This window comes from Clostridium tanneri (assembly GCF_033659955.1).
In the GTDB taxonomy this organism is placed as follows: Bacteria; Bacillota; Clostridia; order Clostridiales; family Clostridiaceae; genus Clostridium_AM; species Clostridium_AM tanneri.
On record NZ_JARUJP010000096.1, the window covers coordinates 1 to 407 of the forward strand.

1 protein-coding gene is annotated in these 407 nt (G+C 42.0%); it reads right to left on the reverse strand.

Going from position 1 to position 407, the window contains the following annotated elements; all coding sequences use genetic code 11:
* Positions 1-407, reverse strand: a 407-nt coding sequence (locus P8V03_RS19100) for a Glu/Leu/Phe/Val dehydrogenase dimerization domain-containing protein (protein WP_318799386.1), incomplete at both ends; no start/stop codon positions are given.

The following is a 407-nucleotide window of genomic DNA, read 5'->3' on the forward strand; positions in this document are numbered from 1 at the left end:
TTCTTAACATTTCAACCATGTAATCTATCTTCTCACCAGTTACTCCTTCTGGATCATAGATGTATCCGTCTGGACCGGAAAGTGTTACAACTTTTCCACCTAACTCGCTAACCTTTTGGCAAACTCCCCAAGCAACGTTACCAAAGCCTGAAACTACAACAGTTTTTCCTGCAAAAGTTTCTCCTTCGTGCTTTAACATTTCGTTACAGTAGTAAGTTACTCCGAAACCTGTAGCTTCTGGTCTTACTAAGCTTCCGCCGTAAGTTAATCCTTTTCCAGTAAGAACTCCATTTTCGAAAGCTCCTCTGATTCTTCTGTATTGTCCATAAAGGTATCCGATTTCTCTTCCACCAACACCAACGTCTCCAGCAGGAACGTCAACGTCTGGTCCAATGTGTCTGTAAAGT